We start from the raw sequence: 26,891 nt of genomic DNA, 5'->3' as shown, positions 1-26,891 counted from the left end.
TTTGCCGTTTCTGGCGATTTTAAGACTCAATCGTTAACTTTATGCTTTCCCCAACCACCCACCTGAAAGGCAGGGTCAGAGGGAGAATATCATGACGCATCGCACCGACATCCAATTTGTCCTCAATGGCAAGGATGTGTCCGTTCCAAACGTATCCGCAGACCAGACGCTGCTGGATTTCCTGCGGTTGGAGCGTCGGCTGACTGGCACCAAAGAGGGCTGCGCCGAAGGAGACTGTGGCGCATGCACCGTACTTGTCGGACGGCTGGGACGCGACGGTCTGGCCTATGTTCCCGTGAATGCCTGCATCCGGTTTCTTGCTTCGGTCGATGGCTGTCATGTCGTGACGGTTGAACACCTGTCCGGCCCTGACGGTCGTCTGCACCCGGTTCAGCAGGCGATGATCGAGCATCATGGCAGCCAGTGCGGGTTCTGCACGCCGGGTTTCGTCATGGCGCTTTATGCGCTTTGGATGCAAACGCCTGAGCCGACCGAGACGCAGGTCGAAACCGCATTGCAAGGCAACCTGTGCCGCTGCACCGGGTATGAACCAATTATCCGCGCTGCGGTTGCAGTCAGCCGCTATGGCACGCCTGCCTCCGACCACCTGAACACCGAACGTGAAACCATGACCGCACGCTTGGCCGCCCTCAAAGACGGGCGGCGCGTTGTGTCCGGGCCCGAAGACAACTTGAGCATTCTCCCGTCCAGCGTTGATGATCTTGCTGCGTGTCTGCAGACCTACCCCAAAGCAACAATCGTGGCGGGGGCGACAGATGTGGGCCTTTGGGTCACTAAATTCCTGCGTAACATCGGGCCTGCCATCTTCACCGGTCATCTCGAAGGCCTGAAAACAGTCGAAAGACAGGGTTCTCTCCTCCTGATCGGTGCTGGCGCCAGCTACACCGATTGCCAGGAACTTCTGTCTGAACACCTGCCACACCTGTCCTCCTACTGGGATCGCATCGCAGGGTGGCAGGTGCGGAATATGGGAACCGTCGGCGGCAACATCGCCAATGGCTCCCCGATCGGGGACACACCTCCGGTTCTGATCGCGCTTGGCGCAGAAATCACGCTGCGGCGCGGTTCCGAAAGCCGGACGCTGCCTCTCGCTGAATTCTTCATCGACTACGGAAAGCAAGACCGCCAACCCGATGAGTTTGTCGCAAGCATCCGTGTACCCCTTCCTGGACCGAACGATCTGAACGCGGCCTACAAGATTTCCAAGCGTCGCGACGAGGATATCTCGTCCGTGGCGGCTGGCATCCACATGACGGTTACAGATGGCACCATCAGCAATGCGCGTATCGCTTTCGGCGGCATGGCCGCCACACCCAAGCGTGCTGCCGCTGCCGAAGCGGCGCTGAACGGTCAACCCTGGGCGCGCGAAAGCTTTGAAGCCGCCGCCGTAGCGCTGGCTGAGGATTTCAGCCCTCTCACCGATTGGCGCGCATCGTCTGACTACAGAATGCTATCCGCCCAAAACCTACTGCGCCGATTCTTCCTTGAAAACGACGCCCAAACCGACACCCCCGTTCAACTGGCTTGCGCCTGATAAGGAGACAAAAAATGAAGGATAACGTTTCCATCACCGGGGCGGCCCACACCAACGTCAAACATGACAGTGCGATCAAGCATGTCACCGGGCGGGCCGATTATACCGACGATATTGCCCAGCCCGAAGGCACGTTGCACGCGTATCTCGGCGTCTCTGACGTAGCGCATGCCAAGCTTTTGGGCATCGATTTCACTGACGTTCTGGCCACGCCCGGCGTTGTCGGCGTATTGACCGCAAACGACGTGCCGGGGGCCAATGACATCAGCCCGACCCATCTGAACGACGAACCGGTTTTCCCGACCGATGCCATTCAGTTCCACGGGCAGCCTTTGTTTGCCGTGGTTGCGGAATCCCGCGACATCGCGCGCCGGGCCGCTGAACTGGCAAAGATCAACTATGAAACCCTGCCCCATGCGCTGGACCCGATTGCCGCGCAGGAGGCCGGATACCCGCATGTCACAGCCCCCCTCAAGCTGGAACGCGGCGACGTCGCCCCGGCGCAGGAAGCTGCTCCGAACCGGATCAAAGGCCGCATGAGCGTTGGCGGTCAGGACCATATGTACCTCGAAGGTCATATCGCCTTTGCCATACCGGGCGAAGACGACGATGTGGTCGTGCATTGTTCGACCCAGCACCCGTCCGAGGCACAGCATATGGTGGCGCATGTTCTCGGGGTGCCGTCCAACGCCGTCGTAGTCAATGTGCGCCGCATGGGGGGCGGGTTCGGCGGCAAGGAAAGCCAGATGAACCTGTTCTGCGCGGTCGCAGCCATGGCAGCCAAAAAGTGGAACCGCGCCGTGAAAATCCGCCCCGACCGGGATCAGGATATGACGGCGACCGGCAAACGCCATGACTTCGTGATCGACTATGATGTCGCCTTTGAAGACGATGGCCGCATTCAGGCAGTCGAAGGCAGCTTTGCCGCGCGTTGCGGGTTTTCCGCGGACCTGTCGGGCCCGGTGACCGACCGGGCGCTTTTCCATGCAGACAACGCTTATTTCTATCCGAATGTCCGCCTAAACAGCCGCCCAATGAAAACCAACACGGTGTCGAATACCGCGTTTCGTGGATTTGGCGGCCCGCAGGGTGTGATCGCGGCAGAGCGAATGATCGAAGAGATTGCCTATGCCACGGGGCAAGACCCGCTGGATGTACGCAAGGCCAATTTCTACGGCACTGAAGATCGTAACGTGACGCCGTACCACCAAGTAGTCGAAGACTGCATCCTTGATCGGTTGATCGGAGAGTTGGAAGAGACCTCGGATTACCGCAAGCGCCGTCAGGATATTATCGAATTCAACAAGACGTCACCGATCCTGAAAAAAGGCATCGCGCTGACACCCGTCAAGTTCGGTATTTCCTTCACCGCGACCTGGTACAATCAGGCGGGCGCGCTGGTGCATGTCTATAATGACGGTTCGATCCACCTGAACCATGGTGGCACCGAAATGGGGCAAGGCCTCAATACCAAGGTTGCGCAGGTCGTGGCCGAGGCGTTCCAAGTCGATTTCGACCGGATCAAGATCACCAAAACGACCACCGAAAAGGTTCCCAACACCTCGGCCACTGCGGCCTCCAGCGGGACCGATCTGAACGGCATGGCCGCGTTGAACGCGGTCGAGCAGATCAAAGCGCGTCTGGTGAAATTCGCCGCCGAGACTTGGAATGTTGCCCCTGAGGAAGTGGCTTTCCACGCCAATCAGGTGCATGTTGGCAACGACATTCTGCCCTTCGACGCATTCATCAAACAAGCCTATCTGGCACGTGTGCAATTGTCGGCAGCCGGATTCTACAAGACCCCCAAAATCCACTGGGATCGAGCCAAGGGGCAAGGCCGTCCGTTCTACTACTACTCTTACGGTGCGTCGTGTTCGGAGGTGACGATTGACACCCTGACCGGTGAATACCGGGTCGAGCGGACTGATCTTTTGCACGACGTTGGACGCTCGCTGAACCCTGTGCTCGACAAGGGACAGGTCGAGGGCGCCTTTATTCAGGGCATGGGATGGCTGACCACCGAAGAGCTTTGGTGGGATGATGCTGGCCGCCTGCGCACCCATGCGCCTTCGACCTACAAAATCCCGCTCGCGTCAGACCGTCCGCGCATCTTCAACGTGAACCTTGCCGATTGGTCGGAAAACCGCGAGTTGACCATCAAACGGTCCAAGGCCGTTGGCGAGCCGCCGTTCATGCTGGGCATTTCGGTGCTTGAGGCTTTGTCGATGGCCGTGGCCTCTGTTGCCGACTACCGCGAATGCCCGCGCCTTGACGCGCCTGCTACGCCCGAGCGTGTCCTGATGGCCGTTTCGCGGCTGCAAGCGGGGGCCTGAGCCATGACTGCCCCTGGCTCCCTGAGCGAATTTCTGTCCACGCAGCACAGCGTGATCCGCGTTGCACTGACCAGCGTACGTGGGTCCTCGCCGCGCAACGAAGGGACAGAGATGTTCGTGGCATCCGGGGCGCTGTGGGGAACCATTGGCGGCGGGCAGTTGGAGTTCATGGCCATCAACGCCGCGCGCGACATGCTACGGGATGGTGCGCTGCAACAGGATCTGGATGTGCCCCTTGGCCCTGAGATTGGGCAATGCTGCGGTGGTCGCGTTGAATTGCAACTGACCCGCATGCGTGCGTCGGACAAATGGGCTGCAACAGAACGCGCGGCCCAACGCGAAGAAGCTTTGCCACATGTTTATGTCATGGGTGCAGGTCACGTTGGACGTGCGTTGGCCAATCAGCTGCAGCATCTGCCGGTGCGCTGCATCCTTGTCGACACCCGACCCGAGGAAATCGAGCTTTGCACGGCGAATGTTGAAACCCGGGTCAACGCACTCCCCGAAACCGACATCTGGGGTGCGCCAGCGGGCAGTGCCTTTATCGTTCTAACCCATGATCATGGGCTGGATTTCCTGCTGACATCTGCAGCACTTGAACGCCAGGACGCCGCTTACGTGGGGATGATCGGATCAGCCACCAAGCGGGTGAAACTCAGAAACTGGGCGCACAAACACTGTGACGGACAGTCTATCGAACACTTGAAATGTCCCATCGGGGCAAGCGGTAGCCGCGACAAGCGGCCCAGCATCATTGCTGCCTTCGTGGTGGCTGAAGTGATGGCTGAATTGACCTCTGAAACTGCCGCGACCGCCCCGACCGGGGCAAACCAAGCGCCCCTCGCGGGCCACCATCGCGACCGGAAAGGGAGATCGGCCTGACATCTGTCAGGCCATTCCGGTCACATCAGAGGAGGAGACCGTCATGGACGGGAGGACCTACGACTACAAGCTGTTTAGCCGCAGTGACTTCAGCGCTTTCTGGGCGCTGTTTACCGACAACCTTGTAAATTTGCTGATCCTGTCAGGGGTCTGCCAATTCGTTTTCCAGATGCCTGCGGAAATCGTCTTTGGCCGCATCGTTCCCGGTGCTGCCGTCGCGATTTTGGCTGGTGTCGCTGTTTACACCTACCTCGCGAAATGGTCGGCAAACAAACAGGGTAAGGATGTCACGGCCCTGCCCTACGGCATCTCGACGCCGGTCATGTTCGTCTACTTGTTTGGCGTGATCGGACCCATCTATTGGGCGACCGATGATCCAATGCTGGCGTGGCAAGTGGGTATTGGTGCCGGATTCATGGGCGGTATCGTGGCCGCTCTGGGCGCGGTGGTCGGACCTTATCTCAAGCGGATAACCCCGCGCGCCGGGATGCTTGGCACGCTTTGCGGTATTGCTTTGGTCTTCATTGGCTCTGTGCCGCTGGCCGAAGTGTTCGAGAATCCAATCATCGGATTCACTTCGCTGCTGTTTATCCTTTGGGGCCTGATCGGTCGTTTCCGCCTTCCGGGCAACATCCCCGCCGGTCTTGTAGCGATTGCCGCCGGTACTGTAATTGCCCTTGTCCTTGGTGAATCCAAAATCGACGCGAGCGGTATCGGTTTCTACCCCCCGATCCCCTATTTCGGAGACCTGATCGCCGGCGTGCAGTACCTGTTCGCGAACCCCGAACTGTTCTTGGTGCTGATCCCTGTACAGATCTACAACTTCATCGAAACGATGAACAACGTGGAGTCGGCTGAAGCGGCAGGTGATCATTACCCGGTTGGATTGTGCCAGGTGACAGATGGCGCTGGCACCATGCTGGGTGCGCTCTTTGGCTCGCCCTTCCCGACAACAGTCTACATCGGCCATCCGGCCTATAAGCGACTTGATGCGCATGCAGGATACATTGTTGGTGTGGCTGTTGTGATCGCTGCAGCTGCCTTCCTCGGCTTCTTGTCCTTCCTTGCGGGCCTGATCCCGATTGCCGCCGCAGCACCGGTGCTGGTCTTTGTCTCGGTAAGCCTGATCACCAATACCGCATGGGCTGTGAAGCCGATGCACATGGCGGCGGTTTCATTTGCGATCCTACCCCATATCTCGGCCTTCCTGATGGTCAAATGGGGTTCGCTTATGAATGCACTGCGCAGCACCGGAGTCGAAGGTTTGCCGTCTCTCGGTGACGAAGGCCTGACCGCGGCTCTTCTGATGGAGGGTGCCCATTACGAAGGTCACCTTGCGCTGAGTCAGGGCGCGATCCTCACGGGTCTGATCTGGGGTGCCATTGTGGCAGATGTGATCGATGGCCGTTTTCGGATGGCAGGGGCGTTTGCCGTAGCTGGCGGGTTGATGTCTTCCTTTGGGATCATTCACTCCTTCACGCTGCAGATGCCTCAGTTCGACGGGATCACAATCGGTTACCTGATTGTCGGCGCATTCCTCTACATTTACCCGATGCTGGCTCCCAAAGAGGATCTGGAGCATCGTGTGATCGTACCGGATGAACCGGATCTCATCGACGACGACTCGCCTGCACAACAAGCCTGATCCACAGTGGGGCAGTCACAAGCCTGCCCCACCATTTCCCTACCGTATAAACGAGACCTTTCATGACTCAGAGATTGCTCCGCGGTCGTCTGCTGACCTTTCACCGCGAACCGCAGAACGGCAAAGATTCCGACGCGTACACCTATCTCGAAGACGGCGCACTGCTGATCCGTGACGGGATCATCCAGGAAACCGGAACTTTCGCCGAGGTGAGCGCAATGGCCGGGAGCACGCCGGTGACAGACCATCGTCCCAATCTGATGATGGCCGGATTTATCGACACGCATATTCACTTCCCACAGGTGCAGGTGATCGCCTCGTGGGGGGCGCAGCTTTTGGACTGGCTCAACAACTACACCTTCCCGGAAGAAACCCGCTTCGCCTCGGACGAACACAGCGCAAACATGGCGCGGGCGTTCTTTGATCAGCTCGTCACCCACGGCACCACGACTGCGGTTGCCTATTGCTCGGTCCACAAGACGTCGGCTGACGCGTTCTTCACAGAGGCGACCAGACGAAACATGCGTATGCTCGGCGGCAAGGTCCTTATGGACCGCAATGCGCCCGACGGGCTGCGGGACACACCGCAAACCGGATACGATGACACCAAGGCCCTGATCGCGGACTGGCATGGCAAGGGCCGGAACGGCTATGTCATCACACCTCGATTTGCCATCACGTCGACGCCTGAACAAATGGCGATGGCGCAAGTCCTGGCTCAGGAGCATCCGGACTGCCACATCCAGACCCACCTGTCTGAGAACAAAGATGAGATTGCCTATACCAAGCAACTTTATCCGCAGGCGCGCGACTATCTGGACGTCTACCAGTCTTATGGCCTTCTCGGCCAAAAGACGCTGCTGGGCCACTCTATCCACCTTGAAGCACGTGAGATCGAAGCCCTTGCGGAAACCGGAGCGCATCCGGTGTTCTGCCCAACCTCGAACCTGTTTCTCGGCAGCGGCCTCTTTGACCACGCCGGTCTGAGCGCACGCGGTATTTCAAACGGCATCGCGACGGATGTTGGTGCGGGCACCAGTTATTCGATGCTCCAGACCCTCAACGAGGGTTACAAGATCCTTCAATTGCAGGGGTCGGCACTGCATCCCCTTCAGGCATTTCATTGGGCGACGCGCGGCAATGCCTGTGTTCTTGGACTGGAAGACAAGATCGGAAATCTCGACCCTGGAACTGAAGCAGACGTTGTCGTTCTGAATGCGCGCAGCACACCGGCCATGACCCTGCGTATGGATCGTGTGGGCAGCCTTGCAGAGGAACTGTTCGTTTTGCAGATGATGGGGGATGATCGCGCTATCGAGGAGGTTTATGTTTCAGGAGCGCCATGTAAATCAACGGTTTCTTCGCGGTCTGACGTGAGTCTGTCGTGTCGGGAGCTTTCTGAGAGACCGAAGACGCCCGCTCGCTAGACCCCTAATCCGGGCCATTTGGATGTAGAGCCGTTCCTGTTTCATTCTGGTAATTAGGTTGCGGTCAGGCCCTGCTGAGCGGCGCCCCTGCGTGGCCAAAGCAAGGCAGGCCAGGTGGCACGGTCGAGATTGGCGTAAACGAAATGATTGTTTGTCGCGAGGAGGTATTCAAGGAAGACGCAGTTTTTGGTTCTCTCTAAATCGCCAAAGGGCTGGCGCGGAGAAATAGGTTTGATCGACGGTGGAACGCCCCATCTGAAATGGACCACTGTTACGTTTGGGAAACGGAGGACAGAGAATGGCGAACACTCGCTTTTGAGCTTCGCAGCCCAAAGCAGAACCGCCCGAACCACGGCTTTCTACACCGTCAAAGGGTACAGCCGCCGATCACGAAAAATTTCACTTAGTGTTCTGCGGCTGAATCTACTATCCGCTGATTCATGGCTTACAACTACGACAAACTATACTCCAATAAACCAAACGCCCTCGGTGAACCTACGCAATTAATCGTCGAATTCTTTGATCAGTTCGATCGTACGGAAGCTCGCGTTCTCGACATTGGGTGCGGACAAGGCAGAGACGCGTTGTTTATCGCTCGACGCGCTCACCATGTTGTTGGCGTGGATATCTCCCCGAACGGCATCCACGATCTTATCAGCGCGGCACATTCAGAAGAGCTGGCTGTTGAGGGCATTGTAGCCGACATCACTATATTTGAACCGAAAGGCAAGTTTGATGTGGTTCTCGCCGACCGAACACTGCACATGCTCTCCAACCCGTCGCGACTGACTGTATTGAAACGGTTACTCGATCATGTCGATGATGGTGGCTGGTTCCTGATTGCCGATGAGGCATCCAACATCAACGGGTTCAAGGAGGTGATCCAGGCGCATTGGTCAATCTGGAGCACGGAGTTTTCCAACAGGGGATACCTGTTCGTCCGCAAGTCTTGATCGCACTATGCGTTTGCCAATGGTCTTCAAAACGGGCACGAAGGTCGCTCACTCATCAAAGCTCAAATCATTCCGTAGTGCGAATCCCCGCGCCAATCAGAACAGGCATTGTTTGCTCATCGGATTTGAATTCGAATACCCGCTCGACTCGAATGGACCCTAGCCGCGCCGCCTCAAGCGCGTGCCTTATTTGATGCGGTGTTAACCCAAAGCCTTCATCACCGGACGCTTGCCAATCCCACTGCACGAACTGACCACCCTTGTTAAGCAAACCCGCCAGTACTGCCACGGCCCCACTGTAATCTGGAAGAAAGGCGCAAACGGAAGAGGCGCAGATCAAATCGAAACCGGAAAACCCGGTCTCTCGCTCCTGAACATTCCCAGTCAGAATATCTTCGTGAACCGCCCTGACATTGCTCAGGTTCTTTGCCTTCAAAACAGCAATCATGTTTTCCGAGGTATCGACCGCGACAACTTCCTGCACATGTGGTGCAATTTTCTCCGCCAGCAATCCGGTGCCGCATCCAAAATCCAGCACGCGCTTTGATCGCCAGTTATTCCCACAAAGATCCAGGTACGCGTCGAGCGAGGCGAAAGCGCGACTCGCATAGCTTCTGACGTCGGTATTTTCGTCCCAACCATCGGCATAGTCGTTCCAGTCGTCAGTCATGTTGCTTGCGTTTCCTTATAGATTGCCTGTTGACTTCAACAAGAAGAGTGACCGCAGCTGTTGTGCCGGCGCATGGGCGAAACTTACTGCCGCCTCTGCTGCATTTGGGGGTAAAGCTATACAGAAATTAAGCACGGTAAACGTGAAAACACACCTCCATTTTGTTTTAGCTACAGGAAGCGCTGCGCGTGTTTGGCAACCTTCTGGTGATACAGGCGTAAGGGATTTTTTTCAGATCGCAAAGAAATGCACCTGGAGAGGAAACTGCAAAAATATCTCCTGCAATTGGCTCGAAATCTGCTCGGAAATGTGTGGTGCTTTTAACGCAGATTACCGCATAGTTCTCTGGGTTTAGCCCGATATGAGTAAAATGTGCGCGGTCCAGACACTGGTTGCGTACACTTGTGACAACAACGTCAATGTCAGCTTCTCGCCCAACCAAACGTAGGGCGGCTGTCTTGCCGAGCGTGGCTACACCACCGCCGTACATTTCTCCGGTATATCGGCAAGTGCCATTACCCAATGCCAAGACTTCAAACTCTGCTGTTACCGGAACCTGACCAGCCAACTTGGATTTTGCGCCTATTGCCAACTTAACCCGTGCACCTGCTCCTGCTGCATGGGCTTGTTTTGCACTTTCCGGATCGTGAAACAGACCCATCAGCGCATTCTTTGTCTCACCTGCAATCAGTGCTGCCAGCAACCCTGTGGTATCAGACGTCCCGCCCGCACCTGCATTGTCCTGAACATCCGCGAGAACAACCGGATTTTCGCGCCTCTGGCGGCATGTCGAAACAGCTTCTTCCAGCGACAACATCGAACAATCAAGATCAGCTTCCCGGGACAAAAACAAGTTGACGATTTCTTCCGCGGCAGCGGTGGCTTTCTCGGCTGTGGCCGCGTAGACAACGCAAGACGGGCCGGTGTCGGGGAAGTCAGCCGCGGTGAAACCAAGAGCGATTTCGGCCAGAACTTCTTGCTGCTCAAATCCTACAGGCAACTGATAGATTTCGTCGAACGGCGCGGAACCTGTATGTTGCGCATGCAGTGGTATGAGATAAGGCACCGGCAGAAATGACTTGTATAGTTTTTCGCCCACTAACAAGCGCTGCAGAACAGGAACGCATCGTGCGCCCGTTTCAGCCATATCCAAATGAGGATAGGTTCTAAAGATCGCAAGATAATCCGCATGTTCGACCATCTCAGCGGATATGTTGGCATGCAGGTCTAAACTTGCGACCACTGGAACCCCGGGGCCCACTGCTTCACGAACGCGACGCAAAAGCTCTCCTTCACCGTCCGCAAGGCTTTCGGTGACCATCGCGCCATGGAGATCCAGGTAGACGCCATCAATTTGGCCTGCGTCCCGAATTCCGTCCAATAGCATCCCGCAAATCGTTTCAAATGCATGCTCGGTTACATGAGCGGACGGCTCGGCAGAGCACCACAGTATGGGAATGACATCAAATGGCGCTGCCTTTGCTGCTGCGACAAACCCGGCGATGGGAAGGTTCATGCCTTCGGTTTCCAAGATAACCTGTGAACCGCGCAGCATTCCGGGCCAGGAATCCGCCATTTCAAACTCGTGCAGACCGGCTTTTGTCACACCAAAACAGTTGGTTTCATGCTGAAACCCTGCGATCACAATACGCTTGATTGTCATTACGTGTGCTCGACTTCTTGGTCAGTCCATGTGGCGGAAAATACACTTAGGCCGTTACGAATTGTTTCCAGCACCCGTGTATCTTTCAGGCGCTCCGGCGCGTGCAGCGGATTGCGCGAAAGGACTACGAAGTCAGCAACCTTCCCCGGTTCGATAGATCCGCGCTGATCTTCCTTGAATACCTGCCATGCGGCGTCGATGGTCTGGGCACGCAATGCTGATAGAACGCTGATCTTCTGATCCTCGCCGAGGACGCGGCTTGAGACGGTTTTACGGTTCACCGCACAATGGGCCAAGTGGATCGGACGCGTTGGCGTGACCGAGGCGTCGTTATGGATCGTATATCGTACCCCATTCCTTTCAGCTGACGCTGCCGGGGATATACGCTCGGACCGCTCAGGCCCCAGGAAGGTGTCGTAGTGGCGATCCCCCCAAAAATAGATATGAGCGGGAAAGAAACTGACGGTAATTCCAAGCTGAGCCATGCGCTCTAACTGGTCATCCCGCAGGGCCTGGCCATGGATAATGGTATGACGATGATCTGTGCGCGGATGCGCATGGAGTGCTCGTTCAACCGCGTCGATGAACATCTCCGCACCCGCATCACCGTTGCAGTGGCAATGAACCTGCAAACCTTGGCTATGGAGCTTGATGAGGTCTGCATCCAAATGCTCTTGCGAGGTATAAATCATTCCATACGGGTGATCCGGATTAGTTGGCTTGAAATACGGGGCCGACAGATACGCCGTCTGCAATTGAAAAGCCCCATCAGTAAACAGTTTGCGTGGCCCCAGAGTGAAATGCGGGTTGCCCGGCCAATTTGTACCGATCCAATGCGAAGATAATTCAGGTTCCAGACTTCCAACGGGTAAAAGCTCTATGTCAATTCCCGGGTCCTGATCCGCGGGCAGGCTGGCGAAGTGATCCAACATGGTTTGCGATGCCCAGGCATTTTGGGCGTATGTGACCCCATGGGACAGGTATTCGTCACGGCAAGTACTAAAACCCTGCCAGAACTTTTCGCGGTCGATCAAGAAATCGGTGTCACCCATGTCTCCCATGGCCGATAGCCCTTCGATCAATCCGGTCAGAGCGCCGGTTTCGGGGTCACGACCAAATCGACCACCTTCCGGGTCGGGTGTTTGGCGATTTACACCGCGCCGTTCCAGCGCAAGGGAATTTGCCACGCCATTGTGCCCCGACGCATGGATGACCCAGACCGGATGACGCTGGGACACGCCGTCCAGCTCCGCACGCGTGGGCATACGGGTTTCGAGAATGGACGTATTGTCAAACAACACGCCCATGACCCATTCCCCCTCGGGCGTGGCGCTGGCCTTTTCGCGCAGCCTGTCCATCGCCTGCGCCATGGTCCTGCAATCCCCGAGCGGCGGCGATGACAGATCAACTCGAAACAGCCGTATGAACCCCGGATCGGGGAAGTGCCCATGCGGGTCGATGAACGCGGGCATCAGAGTACGACCCTGCAGGTCATGCTCCTGAGTGTCCGCAGCCATTTGAGCGCGTAGGTCAGTCTCGGTGCCCGCAGCCTGAATTCGGTTGCCTTCTGTCAGAACGGCCTCAGGCGAGGAGTTCTGCTCATCCATCGTCAGGATGGTGCCGTTGAAATAGAGTGTGCTTGGCATTGGGCTTCCTACTACGATAACGGCGCCAGACAACGCAGCCCATGGCCGCCGTCCACTTCCCATTCCGGGGTCTGGGTGCAAATGTCTTTTGCAAAAGGACAGCGTTCACGGAATTCACATCCAGTGGGGCGTTTGAGCAAGCTGGGGGGTTCACCTTTCAGGGCGATCCGTTCCAATCGCGCATCCGGGTCAGGCTCTGGGTTGGCACTCAGCAGGCAGCGGGTATAGGGATGGCGCGGGGTGTTGAAGATCGTCTCGGTCGGACCTTCCTCGACCAACCGGCCCAGATACATGATGCCCATTCTGTCGGCCACGTGGCGCACGACGCTGAGGTTATGGGTGATGATCACCATCGCCAGACCCAGCCGTTCGCGCAGATCGTTGAGCAGGTTCAGCAACTCACCCTGCACAGACACATCGAGCCCCGCAGTCGGCTCATCCGCAAGGATCAGCTTGGGTTCCAACGCCAACGCGCGCGCCACACCCACTCGCCTGGCCTGGCCGCCAGACAGCTGATAAGGATAGCGGTCGGCAAAATGCGTGGGCAAGTTCACCATTTCCAAAAGGCGCTTAGCCTCGGCATCCAGATCGCGATCCTTCATGCCCTGAATCCGGTAAGGCTCGGTGATCAGACTGCGGATGGTCAGGCGCGGTGACAGGCTGCCGACCGGGTCCTGAAACATCATCGCCATGTCCTTGCGCAGCGGGCGCATGACACGTTCCGGCGCGCCGCGAATTTCCTGACCCTCAAAAGTGACCGAGCCGTCCTGCGCGGGCGCAAGACCCGCAATGGCGCGTATCACGGTCGTTTTGCCGGATCCGCTTTCGCCGACAAGCGCGTAGGTCTCGCCGGGTTGCACGGTAAAGCTGACACCCGCCAGCACATTGACCGGCCCGTAGCTGGTGTGCAGGTCCACAACGTTCAGCAAGCTCATGTTGTGGCCTCCTCATGATTCAGCCAGCACGCGGCGTGGTGGCCTTGCTTCAGTTGATCCAGGGGAGGCACCTCGCTGGCACAACGCGCCATCGCCTGATCACAACGATCCCGGAAAATGCAACCCCCTGGCAGATTGGCCAGATCGGGCACTTCTCCGGGGATGGTTGGCAATACGCGTGCGCGTTCCTTGATGTGGCCGGGATCGCATTCGATCAGGCGGCGTGTGTAGGGATGTTTGGGATTGTGGAAAATCTCTCGCACGTCCCCACTTTCGACCACCGCACCGGCATACATCACCACCACCCGATCACAGAGCTCCGCAATCACACCCAGATGGTGTGAAATAAACAGGATGGCACAGTGAAACTCGCGCTGCAGCTCTTGCAGGCGTTCGATGATCTGCACCTCAAGCGTTGCATCCAGCGCCGTGGTCGGCTCATCCGCGATCAAAAGGTCAGGTTCGGACATCAATGCCATGGCGATGGCGATCCGCTGGCGCATTCCGCCCGAGAATTCATGCGGATACTGCTTTAGCCGCGCTTCGGGATCGGGAATGCCAACAGCGCCCAGCATCTTGGCCGCATGGGCCAGCTTGTCCGCCTTTGGCTGTTTGGAGCGGTGCTGAATGTCCAGCATCTGCTGCCCGATCGTGAGAACCGGATTGTGTGTTTGCATCGGGTCTTGGAAGACAATCGAAATGTCCGCCCCGCGCAGGTCGCGCATATGCCGTTCCGATGCCTGCAACAGATCCTGCCCTTTGAACCGGATCTCCCCCTCGCGGAACCGCGTATTGGGCGCGGTCAGGCGCAGGATGGATGAGATCAGGGTGGATTTGCCGCAACCGGATTCCCCGACAATGCCGACGATCTCACCTTTGCTGACGTCGAATGTGATGTCTCTCAGGGCCTTGAGGTCGCCCCGGCCTGTTTCATAATCGACGCTGAGGTGGTCGATTTCCAGAAGTGTGTTGGTCATCGCTGTTTCCTCAGTTTCGGGTCAACCACGTCGCGCAGGCTTTCGCCCAGGAAGGTGAATCCCAGTGTTGCCAGAATGATCGGCAGGCCACCGCCCACCACCAGCCACGGAGTCTGGCGGATCAGAGAATAGCCATCCTTGAGCAAGGCGCCCCAGCTGGGGGTTGGGGGCTTGACGCCCAGACCCAGAAAGGACAGGCCAGCTTCAAGTGCGATGACTGTGGGGATATCCATGGCCGCCAACACCGCCAGAACGCCGATGATGTTGGGCAGCATATGCACACCCAGGATGCGCGCCATACTGGCCCCCATCGACCGCTCGGCCAGAATGAATTCGGAATTGCGCAGCGTCAGTGTCTGGGTTCGCGCCACGCGCCCATAAGTCGGGATCGAGGTTGCCATGACCACGAACACCACCGTCTGCAGGCTGGGTCCGACCAAGGCAACAACGGCCAGCGCGAACATCACTGTCGGAAAGGATCGAATGGTATCAAAAAACAGCATCAGAAGGTTGTCGAGCCATTTCGGCCCATACCCGGCGATCATGCCCAGCGTCAGGCCAATCGCCATTGCGCCGAACACGGCCGGCAATGCCACCTTGAGCGCAACTTGCCCCCCGGCGATCACACGCGAAAACGTGTCGCGGCCAAGTTGGTCAGTACCCAACAGGTGCGCGGCCGACGGCCCTTGCATACGGGATTTGATATCCATTGCAATCGGGTCATAAGGCACAATCCAATAGGCGAAGATGGCGCAGAACACGATAATGCCGACGATTATGAGGCCCATGAGACCAAGCGGGTCGCGGGCGACCCCAACTATGATCTGACCCAGTTCGGAACGAGATTTTTCCATGGTTCTCCCTCCTCAATGCGCCGTGCGTGCACGTGGATCGAGCAACGCATTGATCAGATCTGCCAATGCGGTCGACACCACGAACAGCGCCGTTGATATGAGGACAGAGCCCATGACAATCGGGTAGTTGCGGGTGGTAATGCTATCGATCACCAGTTTACCCAACCCCGGTCGCGCAAAAACGATTTCGGCAAAAACGGCCGAGCTGAGAAGAAAGCCCATTCCGACGCCGATCACGGTAACGACCGGCAGAATGGCGATGCGCAGCGCATAGACCATGACCACGCGTCGCTCGGCGATGCCAAAGGCGCGCGCCGTGCGTACATGGCTTTCACCCATCACCTCGAGCATCGAAGCGCGTACCAGCCGGGCAATATAACCGACCCAGCTCAACCCGATGGCAAAGGCGGGCAGAACCAGATGGTCGAGACGGTCCCAGAACCCCTCTCCTGCACCGATGGCGGGAAACCACTGCAGATGCACCGCGAAAACCAAAAGTGCCAAAAGCGCCACAACAAAGGCGGGGGCAGCCACGAAGCTGACAGATATTGCGGCGGCGATCCGGTCGATCAGCGTGTTTGGATGCGCCGCCGCATAGGCACCAAGTACGATGCCCAGGCTTGCAGACCACAGGATCGACGCAAAAATCAGTTCCAAAGTGTATGGCAATTGCTGGAACACGATGTCCGTCACGGACCGGCCCGAAAAGACATCGGTTCCCAGGTCACCCTGCAGAAGGTTCCCGTAGAAGATCAAAAGCTGTTTCCAGATCGGTTGATCAAGCCCCAGAGCCGCCGTGAGTTGGGCCTGAAGTTCGGGCGTGGCACGCGGGCCCAGCATGATCTGGACCGGATCGCCAGGCACGGCGCGGATCATCAGGAACATGACGGTGACCGCCACGAACAGGATGAGCAGCGACAGCCCGAAGCGACGGGTTGCGAAATTCAGCATGGCCAACTGGCTCCTTATGGCTTGATGGCGTTCGATTTGGCACGGCGAGCATCACGCGCCCGCCGTACCCGGTCGACTGGGGAGGTCAGGTCGCCTTGCCGAAATAACGAAGCAACGACAGGCCATCTGGCCGCAGTGCAGGAATGACCCGGGCGCTGTGAATGACCGGCGTTGCCTCGTGCGTGATGAAGCGATAGGCCCCGCTTTCTTCCATCAGATCCTGCGCACGCTGATACATTTCGGCCCGTTTTGCGATATCCGTTTCAGCAGCCGCATTTTCATGAATCTCATTGAATTCCGGGCTGTTAAAGCGCTCCCAGTTCCATTTTCCGATCTGCTCGGGCGTGAACCACGAAGTGGCATAATACGGGTCCGGGGTCATCGAGAAACGGTTCAGAACAAGCTGCAGGTTTTCATTGTCACCAGAGGCCCAGAACGCCCCGGATTCCAGAACGTTTACCTCAACCGTGATCCCAATCTGTGCCAGCGTCGCCTGAATGATCTGTGCGGTTGTCGTGAACGTCGTCTTGTTCAACGTATCGAGGGTCAGCGTAACATTGGTTTCACCGGATTCCGCAAGCAACTGCGCCGCTTTCTCAAAATTCGCCTCGGGTGGCACAAGCGAAGAAGGCCGATGTCCGGCAAGGCCTGGTGCGATGATACCGGTTGATGGTTCGGCAGCACCAAAATAGGCCGCTTCCAGAATACTGGGTACGTCCACCGCGTGCTGAATCGCCTGCCGCAGTTTTTGGTTTTGCAGCTTCGGGTGCTCGACGTTCATTCCCATCCAAACATAATAGAGCGAAGGTTTCTCAACCAGAGATCCACCATTGGGAACCTCGGCGCGATACCGCTCGACCGAACCCAGAGACACACGGGTAACGTCCAGTTCACCGGCCTCGAACGCAATCTCGGCGGTATTTTCATCATCAATTGGATAGATCTCGACGGTATCCCAAGTGGGGGCATCCCCTTTCCAGTCAGGGTTGCGCTTGAGAACCGTCTTTTCCTTGGGCGACCAGCTGTCCCGCAGATACGGGCCGGACTCTGCCACCGGATCAGCACCGATCCGGCCACCGGCGGCTTCGACCGCCGCTTTTGAGACAATGTTGCCGGTAATGTAAGGCAGGGCGATAGACCAGATCGGTGCGAACGGCTTGTTCAGTACAATCGTGCCTTCGCGCTCACCGGTCACGTCCACATGGCTGAACGGTCCCAGGTCGGGCTTGTTCGGACTATCGGTCGCGTCGTCCACGATACGTTCCATGCTGAACTTGACGTCTTCGGCGGTCATGGCGCCAAAACCGTTGGTGAACCCGATATCGTCACGCAACGCGAACTTGATATGGGTCGGATCAACTTGCTCGATCATCGTGGCGGCATCCAATTGCCAGCCCCACTCCTCACCCGGTTTGTACTGGATCAGCTTGTTGTAGATCGAGGCATGAACCTCTTCCTCGACAACACCAACGGAATGTGCCGGGTCCATGTTCTGTGCATCGCCATAGGCCCGCACCCGCAGCACTCCGTCGTCCGCCGCAATGGCGCGGTTCGCCCACCCCATCGGAAGCGCCGTAGCGGCCCCAAGCGCGGTTGCCCCTTTCAGGAACCCCCGCCGACCTACATTGGCCTTTGTCCATTCGATTTTCATAATATCCTCCCTTGGATTATGTCAGAGAAGCCCGCGCGGAAGGGTTTCGGACCATTCCTTCGTCAGAACTTCGATTTCATCTGCGCCTTCGGTGGCGCGCAGTATTCGGTAGAGGTAGAAATTCTGCGTATCGCAGCTCATGCGGCATTCGGTCGAAATGGCGACCTGCCAATCCGCTCGTTCAAAGGTAAAGTTCCAAGCGGTCTCGAAACGCGCGCTCGCCGGATCATCGGGGTGAATGCCGTAATGCATGCGTACATCGCTGCCGACGATCAGATCGTGGGACGGGTCGCGCGATTTACCATAGTCATCAAACGTCTCCAGGATCACCCGGCCGTCATCAGATACAGAATGTTCGGACTGCGCCGCAGGTGAACGCAATTGCTCAGCGGAAAGAACCGGATAATCCTGCGCGGGGCCGGGTTCCGAGGCTTGAACCTCGTGCGTGACGTCACGCACTGGCAAATGGAGGGTGCAATCCCGCAAGTACAAAGTCACCTCTGCCGAATGCGGCGCTGGCCAAACGATCGGCCAGTACGAAGTCGACAGCGCCAGCCGCAACACGTGGCCCTCGCGCAAATGGTGCGCGCACTCGTTCAGGGCAATCTCGGCCTCATAGACTTCACCCGGTTGTAATGTTTCGGGCGTTTCGTGGCTGCGATAGTGGCATAGGTTCAACGGCCGATAGCTGATGCGCTGTGAAACTCCATCGGGCGACACATCGCAGAGACGCGCAACAAGCTGGGCAACAGGCTGATCCACCGAAAACTGAAACTTCAGCTTTGCGCGGCCCAGTAGCTCTAACGCGGCTTGCAGCGGCGCGCTGTCAAAACACACCGACAAGGTATCATCCCTTGCCTGATCCCCGGCAAGTTCATTGTCGATCCGCATGCCCGCACAGAAATACCCGCCTTCCGCACCGACATGACTGGGTGACGTGACAGCGACCGTGCCAGTAGCCGGCTCCCGAGAAAACCCGCCTGGAGACAAATGCCAGACATGTTCAGAGGCATGAGGCGACGGCCAGCTCGCTTCTGCAATCCAACGACCATTCCGAGGGCCATATTGCGGCGTCGGATAAAAGTGTTCCTGCATGTAAGTCCGGTACGCGGGTAAATCTTCTGCACCGTTCTCTTGCCCTTTCAGCCAGCGATCAAACCAGCCGATGACTTCGGAATGAAAATCCGCAGGATCAAGTTTCGAGATATGAGGATAACGGTGTTCCCACGGTCCGATGACGGCTTTGGTCGGCACTGTCAGGTTGGCGACCAAAGCCGGCGGCGCATTGACGTAGGCATCTGCCCAACCCGTGATGGCCAGGACAGGGGCTTGAATCGCAGACCAATCCTCGCAGACAGAGCCGTGTTTCCAGTATGAATCACGCGCCTGGTGACGCAACCAATCCACGGCAGAAAATGGGACGTTTTGTAGTCGAGCCAGCCAATCCGCGCACCAGTCTGCTCGAAGGTCTGGATCAGCGGGGCGCGTTAGATAAGCAAACATCTGACTGCCCCAATTCATGTTGTCACTCAGCAGGCACCCACCCATAAAATGGATGTCATCCGAATAGCGATCCACGGTCGATGCAACAGTGATCACAGCCTTCAAAGCTGGTGGTCGGCGAAACGCCAGTTGCAAGCCGTTAAAACCGCCCCACGATATTCCGATCATTCCGACATGGCCGTCGCACCAATCCTGAGCGGCGATCCAGGCTATGACTTCCTCACCATCGCGCAATTCCTGCTCAGAGTATTCATCGTCGAATTGTCCTTCGCTATCTCCCGTGCCGGCTATGTCGACCCGCACGCAGGCATACTCTGCCTCAGCAAAAACTGTGTGTGTCGTTTCATCTCTAGGCGCTGTGCCGTCGCGTTTGCGGTAAGGCAGGTATTCCAGAATGGCTGGGGCAGGACCCGTTTCGGGCAACCAGAGACGCGCGGCGAGCCTCCGCCCATCCGAGAGTGTGATCCATGTGTTTTCGACGTTTTGAATTGGCATCTGGCGGCTTGCGGTTGCGTGTTGATGCCGAAGAAGAACCCAGTTTTCATGGAAAACAAATTGTGCGATCTTGTGCGAATTTGTGCTATTTGTCGCGAAATAGCGTCAAAACGCGAAAGGTTTCTCTTGTGTCAAAGTATTTTTCCGCCAACCTAAAGTCGTTGTGCGCAGAACACGGCAATATTTCACAGATTTGCCGTGATATCGGCGTCAATAGGCAGCAGTTCAATCGCTACCTGAATGGCTCCAGCCTGCCTTCGGCCCACAACATGCGTCGGATAGCGCGTCATTTCGACCTGACTGAAGCTGAGATGTTCGCTGAAACCGCTAGCTTTGAACGAATGCTGAAGGGTGTCCTGCCACAAATCGGTAAAACTCCCACAGACGCGTTTCTGGATCCTTTTCGAGGTCAACAGAAAAACCTCAGGCGTTACGTGGGGTTCTATCATTCATTTTTCTGCACCCCATCTTGGGAAGGAAAGATTTTTTGTTCGTTGATCCGTATTCAGGATGTGGATGGGCTGTTCACAATTCGATCCCGTGAAATTGCCACTTCATCAGACAAAAGCACACACCAGATCTCGCGTTACGTTGGCCTGGTGACGATGCGTGGAAACAGGATTTTCGTAACCGAGCACGAGCTTGCGCGTGAGGGCAGTGTAGCCAATACCATACTGTACTCCGCACACCGTCAGCAGTTGAAGTATCTGCGAGGAATGACCATGGGCGTCGCATGGCGACCATACCCGCATCCTTACGCTGCTAAAACCATCTGGAAACGCTTGCACGAGCGTGTAACGGCGCGCGAGGCTATTGCCGCTTGCGGTATCTATCCAATCCAAAGCAATAAGATCGATCCAACAGTCAGGAAGCACCTGACCGAAGCTTGAACATCATATGGAGTATTAGCTCTGTCGCTAACTTCTCTGAAGTGTAGTTATGGCTCGAAACCTGCTGAGCTTAGTTGGTTACACCATGACGGGCTAGGACTTCTTTCAAGTCCCGGTGCGCTACTGAGTAGCGCAGGTAAGTATCATTGCGTGTAAGATTACGTCCTTTGGAAAATACGCATCCTGGAGTTAGATCGTCACGATCCGCCCCGGTCCGAAGGCCTCCATACGAAAGCCCACGTTATCCGAAAATCCGCCAAATGGTTGAGCCGATCCTCCTTTTCCTGCGTTGTGGCCAGACGGATGCCGACACAGCCGCGGCCACCGGCAGGTGGGCCGGTGTTCTCTTTCAGCCACTAAATCTCATCGAGATCAACCACCGTGCTTTCACGATACTGCCCTGAGTGGAAATCCGTGATCGTCGGGGTCGCACCGCCGGTACCCGCTGTCCCCTGATCTCCATGTCGCGCGCGTGATTGATTCCGTGCAACGTGAACATACGCCGTATCAGGGCGATGACATCTTCGCCCAACGCACGGGCGAACCGAAGCCGTCCGCACGCGCCCACGCAACAGCCTGCCGCCGACGCGCGAGCCTGAAGACTTGGCGTGATTTGCGACAGGCCCAGATCGGCCAATATCTGCAGCCCTGTCTGACCTCACACGGGCTGGTGTTAGGAATAGTATCGATCGGAAATGATCGGCCCGAGCCGAAGAATTTCACCCTTTGCAAGCGCCTGATCGACAAGACCATGCCAGTCCAGGCCCACCCCTTCACCACGCCGAACAGATTGCAACAGGAAAGGATAAGCGTCGAATTCGGGTTTCCGCTCGAATGGCGGTGCCTGAAGGCTCATCCGCTCAAACCACCCAGGCCAAGTCAGAAAGCCGGACTCCCTCACATCGAGTGCAGGAATAATGACGGCGGCAACTGAGAGATATCGTCCTTTACTTCAGGGTGAGACGCGAGGAATTCGGGGCTGCAGATGGCGAACACTTCGGATTTGATCAGCGGAATGAACGGCCGGTCCGGCATTCCGTCAGTGTCCCAGACCACGGCTGCGTCCAAGCGACTCAGGTCGATTTCGCCCAACTGGTCAGTGGTCACCACTCGGACTTTTGATCCGGCAAGATACTCGCGAAGGTCCGAGAACCGCGGCATCAACCATTGGTCGGCAAAACCGAAAGAACAGGCCAGCGTCACCTCCTGCCGGTCGGGCGGCGCCGAAATTTCGGCCCAAACCTGATCCAGATGACCGAAACCCAAAGCCACGGCATCAGCCAGCCGCACAGCGGCGACTAAGGGATCGATCTGGTTATTGTTGCGTTCAAACAGCGCCCGTCCCAGTCGGCTTTCCAGCGTTGAAATATGTCGCGAAAAAGCGGGTTGGCTCAGCCCCAGTTCCTCGGCGGCGCGAGACAGGCTGGCATGGCGCACCGCGACCTCAAGAACCAGCAAAGCGTTCAGCGAACCAGAGATAGGGCGTATCACTCTCTCCATAACAATTCGCTATTCGGTGCATCATGTTTTGGCCAATGTACTTTTTTATAGCTTGCCGTTTCTCTGTGCTGGATTTGCATGCCCCTGACGAAAGTCTGTGTAAAGCTCTCATGACCCATCGTCCCCTGCCCCATATTCGTGTCCTTGATTTCGATCAATACCTGGCCGCCCCTCTTGTCGGCATGATGCTTGCCGACATGGGGGCCGAGGTCATCCGGATCGATCCGCCAAATGGCTCCGCCTTTGTCGATCCGGCCTTTCGGATGATTTCACGCGGCAAGAAAGCGCTGACACTGAATCTGAAATCTGTTCAGGGGCGGGGAGCCGCGATCGAATTGGCCAAACGCGCCGATGTGGTGATCGAGAACTTCCGGCCGAGGGTCATGGAACGTCTTAGGTTGGGGCCGGATGTTCTTCGGGCCGCAAATGATCAACTGATTTACCTTTCCATGCCCGGATTTGCGTCTACCGATGCGGAACTGGCCGCATTGCCCGCGTGGGAGGCCGTGATCGCCGCCTACACCGGACAATTCACCGATATGGGCTTGAACCGACGGTTGATGGGCATCAACCCGTCCTTCACGCCGCTTTCTCTGGCTTCGGCCTATGGCGCAAGCTTTGGAGCCATGGCTGTTCTGTTCGCCCTGAATGCACGGGAGCACAACTGTGGGGATCATATCGAAGTCCCACTGGCCGCCGCTCTGCTGGAAGGTCTGATCTACAATTGTGAACAGATCGAGGGTTACCCAGAGCGATACAAATCCCCGCGCGAAGTCGAACTGGACCGGCGGACATCCGAAGGTCCGCCGATGAACCTAAAGTTCGATGAGCTGTCCGAATTCCTCGACCCGTTCTATCGCACGTATACCTGCGCCGACGGACGGGGGTTCTATGTCGTCTCGGGCTCCGTTGCCTCGCATCCGCGCCGGGTGTTGGAGACGCTGGGTCACAAGGATCTGGCAGATGAGCTGCCCGATTTCTCGGCGTATCTGGACACCAAGGACTGGCCTGCGGAATGGTCGGTGCGCAACTACCCGGTCGGGGCCTCTGATCGGGCGCGGGTATCCTCGGCGATGAAAGAAGCGTTCCTGACCCGCCCCGCGCAGGAGTGGGAAGAGCTGTTCGGCACCGCCAAAGCCCCGGCCACGGCACAGCGGTTCAGCAAGGAATGGCTGGCCGAGGCCCCGCGCGCCAGCGGTACCACAGGCAGTGGCGGTTGGCTGGAAGGTCTGAAGGTTCTGGACCTCACCAATGTCATTGCAGGCCCAACCATCGGCTCGACTCTGGCGCTATGGGGCTGAAGTAACGCTGGTGCAGCCGGTTGAGTCCTCGGTCGACCCCTGGAATACAGTTGTCTTTGGCATTCATGCGCAACGGGGCAAGGAAAGCATCCTGCTGAACCTGCGCAGTGACGAAGGCCAAGAAGTTCTGACCAAGCTCATTGCCACCGCCGACCTGATCACGATGAATGGCACGGATGAACAGCGCGACAAGTTGGGGCTTACACCCGAACAGCTTAACGCGATCAACCCACGCCTCATCCTGGTTCAGCTGGATGCGTTCGGCGGGCCGATGCGGGGACCAAAATCCGACCATCTGGGTTATGACGATCTGGCGCAAGCGGCCACTGGTGTCATGGTGCGCTTTGGTGGCGGCATGGATACTCCCGAAGAACACGCGCATTTCGGAACCATCGACGTTCTGACCGGTTTCTGCGCCTGCGTGGCACTAGGAGGTGCGCTGTTGCGGCTGCGCGAAACCGGAAAGGGCGGCGTGGCAAGGGCGTCTCTGGCGGCGGCCGGCAACCTCATTCAGGCATAGTTCGTGTATGACTATGACGGCCGTGCGCCCTTTGACGAACCTTCTGGCCGCGAGGCGCTGGGTTGGGGTCCGTTCTACCATAGCTATGAAGCGGCGGATCAGTGGATGTTCTTCGCCGCCCCGACCGAACGGCAAGCCGCCCTTGCCCGTGTCCCCGATCTGGTCGCCCCGAATGCGGTGCGGCCAAAGTCCGGACGGATCAATATTCCGGGGCCCATGCCGAAATTTGGGCAGCACACGCGGGCCATTCTGGCGCGACTGGATTATTGGGGGCAGCAGACCGACGACCCAATCGCTACCGGTGCCGCAGGCACAAGCTGGTCGGAAAAATACCTGCTCGAGTAATCTGGCCTAAAGCAGCGAGTCCACGCTGAGTTGCTTGCCCATCAGAAGGCAATGCCTGGCTTCCTCAACTGCCCGTTCTCGGCAATCTGTTATGGATATGTTGTGCCACCTACATGGTTTCGTTCTTCGACAAACAGCGCACGGGTATTCCTGCCGCTCAGGTCCATATCAATCGTCTGCGACCGCTGATTGCTCTGCCAGTTGGCATCCACCATCACCGGCGCCGGATCGGCGGCAGGCAAGCTGGTGCTTCTGATCAGATCAGCGGCGCGTTCGGCCAACATCAGTGTCGGCACGTTGAGGTCTCCGGCCGTGGCCTGTGGCATGACTGAGGCGTCCACAACGCGCAATCCCTCTATACCGTGTACACGCATCGTGCCCGGATCGATGACGGATTGAGAGTCTCCACCCATCCGGCAGGTGCCGCAGGGATGATAGGCGCTTTCGACCTTGTCTTTGATGAACTGATCGATCTGGTCGTTGCTGGCGCAATCCGGTCCCGGAGCCAACTCCCGCCCGGCGAATGGAGCCAGAGCGGGTTGCCGGAAAATCTCGCGCGTCAGGTGGACGCAAGCACGCATTTCCTGCCAGTCGTTTTCGTGGCTCATATAGTTGAACCGGACGCGGGGGGCGCCTAGCGGGTCCGATGCATTCAGCCGCACCCGACCCCGGCTTTTCGATCGTTTCGTGCCCACATGCACCTGATACCCGTGGCCCTCGGCCAGCGATTTCCCGTCATAGGAAATGGCCAGCGGCAGGAAATGGAACTGAATGTCCGGGTAAAGGATACCGGTACGACTGCGGATGTGAGCCCCGGCCTCGAAATGGTTGGTGGCCCCCAAGCCATCGCGACGCAGCAGCCAGCGCAAGCCGATCCGGGTTTTTCCCCAAAGGCTCATATGCGGGTAGAGCGACACAGGCTGCGTGCATTCCTGCTGCACGTACAACTCCAGATGATCCATCAGGTTGCCGCCAACGCCGGGCAGGTCATGGACAACGGCGATGCCAGCTTGTTGCAGCGCGCCTCCCGGCCCAATGCCCGAGCGCTGCAGGATAACCGGCGACATGATCGAGCCTGCCGACAGGATCACCTCTGATCCCCGCGCCTGAACAAGCTTTCCCTTGTGGTCATATTCGACGCCGACCGCCTTGCGCCCTTCCATCAGTATGCGCGTTGTGTAGGCATGAGTCACGACCCGAACATTGCCCCGCGACATGGCCGGGCGCAGATAGGCGACGGCGGCACTGCAACGCTCACCCCCGCCCACGTTCATTTCCATCGGGCCAAAGCCCTCATGCTGAAGGTCGTTCATGTTGGCACTGCGGGCGTATCCGGCCTGAACACCCGCCTCGATAAATGCCAAATAGAGCGGGTTGGTTTCGGCCCCCCGGGTCACCTTAATCGGCCCATCTCTCCCCCGATACGCACCCTGGTCCAATGCGCTTTCCATTCGCTTGAAATAGGGCAACACGTTGGCCCAGTTCCATCCCGTCGCACCGTGATCCGCCCAAAGCTCATAATCCAACGGGTTACCACGCACATAGCACATGCCATTGATCGAGCTTGATCCCCCCAGCCCCTTGCCGCGCGGCAGGTTCATGACGCGCCCGTCTAAATGCGGCTCGGGTTCAGTCACAAACCCCCAATTGAACCGTTTGGTGTTCATCGGGATCGACAAGGCCGACGGCATCCGCACGATCATAGCCTTATCGCCGCCGCCGGCCTCGATCACCAGAATGCGCTTGCCTGTATCTTCGCCCAACCGGTTCGCCAGCACACAGCCCGCAGACCCTGCCCCGACGATGATATAGTCGTAGTGCTCCATTCGGCTCAGCGGATCATTGCCATGAATTTGACAACTGTTTCGGGCTGTTTCCACGTGCCCGTGAACCCCTTGGGCAACAGGAATGCCTGACCGGGTCCAAACCTGTCAGAGCTGCCGTCTGGGTAGATCAACTCGACCGTTCCCGCGATCATGTACATGAACTCATCATAAGCATAGTCAACGATCTGATCCGTGTAAGGCTCACACTTCCAGGTACCAACGCGCACCTCGTCCGACGCACGATCGATTACTAGGTTTTCCCATTCCTGCGGCGAGGAAACCTCGGGCGCGCTCATTATCATCTGGCGAGGGTCAGCCGTCAGAGCATGTGCCTCGGCATCGGTCAGGTTGATGGCGCGGATCATCTAG

The 26,891-nt window shown here is 57.5% G+C and carries 24 protein-coding genes; 10 read left to right on the top strand and 14 right to left on the bottom strand.

The window, feature by feature from the left end:
• Window positions 1-91: 91 nt before the first annotated feature.
• From xdhA to AC2FEE_RS13255, 6 genes are all read left to right on the top strand, one after another.
• Complete coding sequence (gene xdhA / locus AC2FEE_RS13280) at window positions 92-1,555, top strand: xanthine dehydrogenase small subunit (protein WP_496865804.1); 1,464 nt, start codon at window positions 92-94, stop codon at window positions 1,553-1,555.
• Between the two features lie 14 nt (window positions 1,556-1,569).
• The gene (gene xdhB / locus AC2FEE_RS13275) at window positions 1,570-3,888 is read left to right on the top strand and encodes a xanthine dehydrogenase molybdopterin binding subunit (RefSeq protein WP_496865803.1); all 2,319 of its coding nucleotides are present in this window, start codon (window positions 1,570-1,572) and stop codon (window positions 3,886-3,888) included.
• A gap of 3 nt (window positions 3,889-3,891) precedes the next feature.
• On the top strand, window positions 3,892-4,770 hold the full coding sequence (xdhC, locus tag AC2FEE_RS13270; protein ID WP_496865802.1) for a xanthine dehydrogenase accessory protein XdhC: 879 nt from the start codon (window positions 3,892-3,894) through the stop codon (window positions 4,768-4,770).
• 43 nt (window positions 4,771-4,813) lie between these two features.
• A complete protein-coding gene (locus tag AC2FEE_RS13265) occupies window positions 4,814-6,415 on the top strand; it encodes a xanthine/uracil/vitamin C permease (RefSeq protein WP_496865801.1) in 1,602 nt (533 codons plus the stop codon).
• Window positions 6,416-6,477: 62 nt separating this feature from the next.
• Entirely contained in the window at window positions 6,478-7,842 is a 1,365-nt protein-coding gene (guaD, locus tag AC2FEE_RS13260; protein ID WP_496865800.1) for a guanine deaminase, read from the top strand.
• 440 nt (window positions 7,843-8,282) lie between these two features.
• The gene (locus AC2FEE_RS13255; protein ID WP_496865799.1) at window positions 8,283-8,795 is read left to right on the top strand and encodes a class I SAM-dependent methyltransferase; all 513 of its coding nucleotides are present in this window, start codon (window positions 8,283-8,285) and stop codon (window positions 8,793-8,795) included.
• Between the two features lie 67 nt (window positions 8,796-8,862).
• Here AC2FEE_RS13255 and AC2FEE_RS13250 read toward each other — a convergent pair whose 3' ends face one another.
• The 9 genes from AC2FEE_RS13250 to AC2FEE_RS13210 all read right to left on the bottom strand — a co-directional run bounded on the left by AC2FEE_RS13250 (window position 8,863) and on the right by AC2FEE_RS13210 (window position 20,140).
• Window positions 8,863-9,465 (bottom strand): class I SAM-dependent DNA methyltransferase, encoded by a 603-nt coding sequence (locus AC2FEE_RS13250; protein ID WP_496865798.1) that lies wholly within the window; start codon window positions 9,463-9,465, stop codon window positions 8,863-8,865.
• Between the two features lie 166 nt (window positions 9,466-9,631).
• Complete coding sequence (locus AC2FEE_RS13245) at window positions 9,632-11,128, bottom strand: M81 family metallopeptidase (RefSeq protein ID WP_496865797.1); 1,497 nt, start codon at window positions 11,126-11,128, stop codon at window positions 9,632-9,634.
• The gene (locus tag AC2FEE_RS13240; protein WP_496865796.1) at window positions 11,128-12,774 is read right to left on the bottom strand and encodes an amidohydrolase; all 1,647 of its coding nucleotides are present in this window, start codon (window positions 12,772-12,774) and stop codon (window positions 11,128-11,130) included. Before AC2FEE_RS13240 ends, AC2FEE_RS13245 begins: the two co-directional genes overlap by 1 nt.
• An 11-nt stretch (window positions 12,775-12,785) precedes the next feature.
• Window positions 12,786-13,709 (bottom strand): oligopeptide/dipeptide ABC transporter ATP-binding protein, encoded by a 924-nt coding sequence (locus AC2FEE_RS13235; protein ID WP_496865795.1) that lies wholly within the window; start codon window positions 13,707-13,709, stop codon window positions 12,786-12,788.
• Window positions 13,706-14,686, bottom strand: coding sequence for an ABC transporter ATP-binding protein (locus tag AC2FEE_RS13230; RefSeq protein ID WP_496865794.1), 981 nt, complete (start codon window positions 14,684-14,686; stop codon window positions 13,706-13,708). Before AC2FEE_RS13230 ends, AC2FEE_RS13235 begins: the two co-directional genes overlap by 4 nt.
• Window positions 14,683-15,540 (bottom strand): ABC transporter permease, encoded by an 858-nt coding sequence (locus AC2FEE_RS13225; protein ID WP_496865793.1) that lies wholly within the window; start codon window positions 15,538-15,540, stop codon window positions 14,683-14,685. Before AC2FEE_RS13225 ends, AC2FEE_RS13230 begins: the two co-directional genes overlap by 4 nt.
• 12 nt (window positions 15,541-15,552) lie before the next feature.
• Complete coding sequence (locus AC2FEE_RS13220) at window positions 15,553-16,491, bottom strand: ABC transporter permease (protein ID WP_496865792.1); 939 nt, start codon at window positions 16,489-16,491, stop codon at window positions 15,553-15,555.
• 85 nt (window positions 16,492-16,576) lie between these two features.
• The gene (locus tag AC2FEE_RS13215) at window positions 16,577-18,142 is read right to left on the bottom strand and encodes an ABC transporter substrate-binding protein (RefSeq protein WP_496865791.1); all 1,566 of its coding nucleotides are present in this window, start codon (window positions 18,140-18,142) and stop codon (window positions 16,577-16,579) included.
• Between the two features lie 21 nt (window positions 18,143-18,163).
• The gene (locus AC2FEE_RS13210; RefSeq protein ID WP_496865790.1) at window positions 18,164-20,140 is read right to left on the bottom strand and encodes a CocE/NonD family hydrolase; all 1,977 of its coding nucleotides are present in this window, start codon (window positions 20,138-20,140) and stop codon (window positions 18,164-18,166) included.
• On the opposite strand from AC2FEE_RS13210, the gene AC2FEE_RS13205 reads away from it, so the two are divergent.
• Window positions 20,113-21,030, top strand: a complete 918-nt coding sequence (locus AC2FEE_RS13205) for a helix-turn-helix transcriptional regulator (protein ID WP_496865789.1) — start codon at window positions 20,113-20,115, stop codon at window positions 21,028-21,030. The two genes, AC2FEE_RS13210 and AC2FEE_RS13205, sit on opposite strands and share 28 nt — an antisense overlap.
• A gap of 349 nt (window positions 21,031-21,379) precedes the next feature.
• On the opposite strand, the gene AC2FEE_RS13200 is transcribed toward AC2FEE_RS13205, so the two are convergent.
• Genes AC2FEE_RS13200 through AC2FEE_RS13190 form a run of 3 tightly spaced genes read right to left on the bottom strand, consistent with a single transcriptional unit; the run spans window position 21,380 to window position 22,530 of the window.
• Window positions 21,380-21,670, bottom strand: coding sequence for a hypothetical protein (locus AC2FEE_RS13200; RefSeq protein ID WP_496865842.1), 291 nt, complete (start codon window positions 21,668-21,670; stop codon window positions 21,380-21,382).
• Between the two features lie 33 nt (window positions 21,671-21,703).
• Window positions 21,704-21,886 carry a hypothetical protein gene (locus AC2FEE_RS13195; protein WP_496865788.1) on the bottom strand — a complete coding sequence of 61 codons (183 nt, stop codon included), beginning with the start codon at window positions 21,884-21,886 and terminating at the stop codon, window positions 21,704-21,706.
• Window positions 21,887-21,927: 41 nt separating this feature from the next.
• Complete coding sequence (locus tag AC2FEE_RS13190) at window positions 21,928-22,530, bottom strand: LysR family transcriptional regulator (protein ID WP_496865787.1); 603 nt, start codon at window positions 22,528-22,530, stop codon at window positions 21,928-21,930.
• 110 nt (window positions 22,531-22,640) lie between these two features.
• On the opposite strand from AC2FEE_RS13190, the gene AC2FEE_RS13185 reads away from it, so the two are divergent.
• Genes AC2FEE_RS13185 through AC2FEE_RS13175 form a run of 3 tightly spaced genes read left to right on the top strand, consistent with a single transcriptional unit; the run spans window position 22,641 to window position 24,696 of the window.
• Window positions 22,641-23,831 (top strand): CoA transferase, encoded by a 1,191-nt coding sequence (locus AC2FEE_RS13185; RefSeq protein WP_496865786.1) that lies wholly within the window; start codon window positions 22,641-22,643, stop codon window positions 23,829-23,831.
• Complete coding sequence (locus AC2FEE_RS13180) at window positions 23,782-24,351, top strand: CoA transferase (protein WP_496865785.1); 570 nt, start codon at window positions 23,782-23,784, stop codon at window positions 24,349-24,351. Before AC2FEE_RS13185 ends, AC2FEE_RS13180 begins: the two co-directional genes overlap by 50 nt.
• 3 nt (window positions 24,352-24,354) lie before the next feature.
• Window positions 24,355-24,696 (top strand): hypothetical protein, encoded by a 342-nt coding sequence (locus tag AC2FEE_RS13175; RefSeq protein WP_496865784.1) that lies wholly within the window; start codon window positions 24,355-24,357, stop codon window positions 24,694-24,696.
• An 89-nt stretch (window positions 24,697-24,785) separates the two neighbouring features.
• Here AC2FEE_RS13175 and betA read toward each other — a convergent pair whose 3' ends face one another.
• Both betA and AC2FEE_RS13165 read right to left on the bottom strand, forming a co-directional pair.
• Window positions 24,786-26,522 (bottom strand): choline dehydrogenase, encoded by a 1,737-nt coding sequence (gene betA, locus AC2FEE_RS13170; RefSeq protein WP_496865783.1) that lies wholly within the window; start codon window positions 26,520-26,522, stop codon window positions 24,786-24,788.
• Between the two features lie 5 nt (window positions 26,523-26,527).
• Complete coding sequence (locus AC2FEE_RS13165; RefSeq protein WP_496865782.1) at window positions 26,528-26,887, bottom strand: cupin domain-containing protein; 360 nt, start codon at window positions 26,885-26,887, stop codon at window positions 26,528-26,530.
• Window positions 26,888-26,891: the final 4 nt, after the last annotated feature.

The sequence above is a fragment of the Ruegeria sp. YTSC199 genome (assembly GCF_059609725.1).
The sequence above is the reverse complement of the archived record's forward strand: the minus strand, read 5'-3'. Positions and strand labels throughout refer to the sequence as shown.

Bases quoted from the DNA above. Each gene is read 5' to 3' on its own strand.
- xdhA (WP_496865804.1), top strand. From the start codon at position 92: ATGACGCATCGCACCGACATCCAATTTGTCCTCAATGGCAAGGATGTG.
- xdhB (WP_496865803.1), top strand. From the start codon at position 1,570: ATGAAGGATAACGTTTCCATCACCGGGGCGGCCCACACCAACGTCAAA.
- xdhC (WP_496865802.1), top strand. From the start codon at position 3,892: ATGACTGCCCCTGGCTCCCTGAGCGAATTTCTGTCCACGCAGCACAGC.
- AC2FEE_RS13265 (WP_496865801.1), top strand. From the start codon at position 4,814: ATGGACGGGAGGACCTACGACTACAAGCTGTTTAGCCGCAGTGACTTC.
- guaD (WP_496865800.1), top strand. From the start codon at position 6,478: ATGACTCAGAGATTGCTCCGCGGTCGTCTGCTGACCTTTCACCGCGAA.
- AC2FEE_RS13255 (WP_496865799.1), top strand. From the start codon at position 8,283: ATGGCTTACAACTACGACAAACTATACTCCAATAAACCAAACGCCCTC.
- AC2FEE_RS13250 (WP_496865798.1), bottom strand. From the start codon at position 9,465: ATGACTGACGACTGGAACGACTATGCCGATGGTTGGGACGAAAATACC.
- AC2FEE_RS13245 (WP_496865797.1), bottom strand. From the start codon at position 11,128: ATGACAATCAAGCGTATTGTGATCGCAGGGTTTCAGCATGAAACCAAC.
- AC2FEE_RS13240 (WP_496865796.1), bottom strand. From the start codon at position 12,774: ATGCCAAGCACACTCTATTTCAACGGCACCATCCTGACGATGGATGAG.
- AC2FEE_RS13235 (WP_496865795.1), bottom strand. From the start codon at position 13,709: ATGAGCTTGCTGAACGTTGTGGACCTGCACACCAGCTACGGGCCGGTC.
- AC2FEE_RS13230 (WP_496865794.1), bottom strand. From the start codon at position 14,686: ATGACCAACACACTTCTGGAAATCGACCACCTCAGCGTCGATTATGAA.
- AC2FEE_RS13225 (WP_496865793.1), bottom strand. From the start codon at position 15,540: ATGGAAAAATCTCGTTCCGAACTGGGTCAGATCATAGTTGGGGTCGCC.
- AC2FEE_RS13220 (WP_496865792.1), bottom strand. From the start codon at position 16,491: ATGCTGAATTTCGCAACCCGTCGCTTCGGGCTGTCGCTGCTCATCCTG.
- AC2FEE_RS13215 (WP_496865791.1), bottom strand. From the start codon at position 18,142: ATGAAAATCGAATGGACAAAGGCCAATGTAGGTCGGCGGGGGTTCCTG.
- AC2FEE_RS13205 (WP_496865789.1), top strand. From the start codon at position 20,113: ATGTGTTTTCGACGTTTTGAATTGGCATCTGGCGGCTTGCGGTTGCGT.
- AC2FEE_RS13210 (WP_496865790.1), bottom strand. From the start codon at position 20,140: ATGCCAATTCAAAACGTCGAAAACACATGGATCACACTCTCGGATGGG.
- AC2FEE_RS13195 (WP_496865788.1), bottom strand. From the start codon at position 21,886: ATGAGCCTTCAGGCACCGCCATTCGAGCGGAAACCCGAATTCGACGCT.
- AC2FEE_RS13190 (WP_496865787.1), bottom strand. From the start codon at position 22,530: ATGGAGAGAGTGATACGCCCTATCTCTGGTTCGCTGAACGCTTTGCTG.
- AC2FEE_RS13185 (WP_496865786.1), top strand. From the start codon at position 22,641: ATGACCCATCGTCCCCTGCCCCATATTCGTGTCCTTGATTTCGATCAA.
- AC2FEE_RS13180 (WP_496865785.1), top strand. From the start codon at position 23,782: ATGTCATTGCAGGCCCAACCATCGGCTCGACTCTGGCGCTATGGGGCT.
- betA (WP_496865783.1), bottom strand. From the start codon at position 26,522: ATGGAGCACTACGACTATATCATCGTCGGGGCAGGGTCTGCGGGCTGT.
- AC2FEE_RS13165 (WP_496865782.1), bottom strand. From the start codon at position 26,887: ATGATCCGCGCCATCAACCTGACCGATGCCGAGGCACATGCTCTGACG.